General features: G+C 73.4%; 2 protein-coding genes. Both read left to right on the top strand.

Annotated elements, in window-relative coordinates; all coding sequences use genetic code 11:
* Positions 1–1,951, top strand: a 1,951-nt coding sequence (gene cobT / locus KN815_RS37975) for a nicotinate-nucleotide--dimethylbenzimidazole phosphoribosyltransferase (protein ID WP_216346381.1), incomplete at its 5' end; no start/stop codon positions are given.
* A gap of 152 nt (positions 1,952–2,103) precedes the next feature.
* Positions 2,104–2,562, top strand: a 459-nt coding sequence (locus tag KN815_RS37980) for a precorrin-2 dehydrogenase/sirohydrochlorin ferrochelatase family protein (protein WP_301184690.1), incomplete at its 3' end; no start/stop codon positions are given.

The raw sequence follows: 2,562 nt of genomic DNA on the forward strand, positions 1-2,562 counted from the left end.
GGAGCCCACCGCCCCGGAAGCCGCCGAGCCGGAGCCCGAGCCTCAGACGGAGCCCGAAGCGGCCACCGAGCCCGAAGCGGACACCACCCCCGAAGCGGCCCAGGAATCCACACCGGAGCCCGAGACCGACGCCGACGCCGAGACCGACGCCGAGACCGACGTCGACACCGAGCCCGACTCCGAGCTCGAGCCCGAGCCGATCCCCATCCCCCTCGGCCCCCGCGCCGAGGGGTACGACGAGGCCGAGCGCGCCGCCGTCCACCGTGTGATGCGCGAGCGCCGGGACATCCGTAACGGCTTCCGGTCCGACCCGATCCCGCACGAGGTGCTGCTGCGCGTCCTCGAAGCCGCGCACACCGCGCCCAGCGTCGGGCACTCCCAGCCGTGGGACTTCGTCGTCATCCGCTCGGCGGAGACCCGGCGCGCCATGCATGAGCTGGCCATGCGCCAGCGGGACGCGTACGCCAAGTCCCTCCCCAAGGGCCGGGCCAAGCAGTTCAAGGAACTGAAGATCGAGGCCATCCGCGAGACCCCGGTCAACATCGTCGTCACCGCCGACCCCACCCGCGGCGGCCGCCACACCCTCGGCCGGCACACTCAGCCGCAGATGGCGCCGTACTCCTCCGCGCTCGCGGTGGAGAACCTGTGGCTCGCCGCCCGCGCCGAGGGCCTCGGTGTCGGCTGGGTCAGCTTCTTCGACGAGCGCGAGATGGTGCGGGAGCTCGGGCTGCCCGACCATCTGGAGATCGTGGCGTATCTGTGTGTCGGGTACGTCGACGAGTTCCCGCAGGAGCCGGAGCTGATGAAGGCCGGGTGGTCCAAGCGCCGCCCGCTGTCCTGGGTCGTCCATGAGGAGACGTACGGCCGCCGCACCCTGCCCGGCGGCGATCCGCACAATCTGCTCCAGGAGACCCTGCGGGGCATCCGCCCGCTGGACGCCAAGGCGCTCGGCGAGGCGTGGGAGCGGCAGAAGCGGATGACCAAGCCGTCGGGTGCGCTCGGCATGCTGGAGATCATCTCCGCCCAGTTGAGCGGGCTGTCCCGGCAGTGCCCGCCGCCGATCCCGGAGCCCGCGGCCGTCGCGATCTTCGCGGGCGACCACGGAGTGCACGCCCAGGGCGTCACCGCCTGGCCGCAGGAGGTCACCAGTCAGATGGTGGCCAACTTCCTGGGCGGCGGCGCGGTCTGCAACGCCTTCGCCGCCCAGGTGGGCGCCGAGGTGTGCGTCGTGGACGTCGGGGTGGCCGGCGATCTGCCCAGCACCCCCGGGCTGCTGCCGCGCAAGGTGCGGGCGGGCACCGGAGACTTCACCGTCGGCCCCGCGCTCACCCGCGAGGAGGTGCTGCGCGCCATCGAGGTGGGCATCGAGACGGCCCGCGATCTGGTGGCCGCCGGGAACAAGGCGCTGCTCACCGGAGAGATGGGGATCGCCAACACCACCGTGTCGGCCGCCCTGGTCTCCGTCTACACCGGCGCCGACCCGGCCGAGGTGACCGGGCGCGGCACCGGCATCAACGACGAGATGCACGCGCGCAAGATCGATGTCGTACGGCGCGGTCTCGAACTGCACCAGCCCGATCCGGCCGACCCCATCGGCGTCCTGACGGCGATCGGCGGTCTGGAGCACGCCGCGATCGCCGGGTTGCTGCTGGGCGGCGCCTCGCTGCGTACGCCCGTGATCCTGGACGGGGTGAGCGCGGGCGCCGCGGCGCTGGTCGCCCGGGCCATCGCGCCCGAGGTGCTGGCGGCCTGCATCGCGGGCCACCGCAGCGCCGAGCCGGGCCATGTGGCGGCCCTGAACAAGCTGGGTCTGCGCCCCCTGGTCGACCTGGATCTGCGGCTCGGCGAGGGTACGGGTGCGCTGCTCGCCCTTCCGGTGGTGCAGAGCGCCGCACGGGCGATGCACGAGGTGGCCACGTTCGACTCCGCAGGGGTCACGGAGAAGAACTGATGCGTGCCCCCGCCGCGTAGGGTGTCGGCGGGGGCTCCGCCGCAGAGCCGGTCAAGCTCCAGCCGATCAAGCTCCAGTAGAGCAAGCCCCAGTCGATCAGCCGCTCCAGCGCCGCAGCGGCCGCGCATTCGCACGAGGAGAGCCGCACCGCCATGTCCGAACACTTCGCATACCCCGTCGGACTGCGCCTTTCCGGTCGGCGTGTGGTCGTCCTCGGGGCGGGGCAGGTCGCCCAGCGCCGACTGCCCGCGCTGATAGCGGCCGGTGCGGACATCCTGCTGATCTCGCCGTCCGCCACGGCCTCCGTCGAGGCCATGGCCGAGGCGGGGGAGGTGCGCTGGGAGCGCCGCCGCTACCAGGAGGGCGACTTCGAGGGCGCCTGGTACGTCCTGATCACCACGGACGACCCGGAGGCCAACGCCGCCGCGTCCGCCGAGGCCGAGGCGCGCCGCATCTGGTGCGTCCGCAGCGACGACGCCGAGGCCGCCTCCGCCTGGACCCCGGCCACCGGGCGGAGTGAGGGCGTCACCGTCGCCGTGCTCACCGGACAGGACCCGCGCCGCTCCGCCGCCGTCCGGGACGCCGTGGTGGAGGGGCTGCGCGACGGCACC

Origin of the sequence: Streptomyces niphimycinicus, from assembly GCF_018883605.1 — a bacterium.
GTDB classification, from domain to species: domain Bacteria; phylum Actinomycetota; class Actinomycetes; order Streptomycetales; family Streptomycetaceae; genus Streptomyces; species Streptomyces niphimycinicus.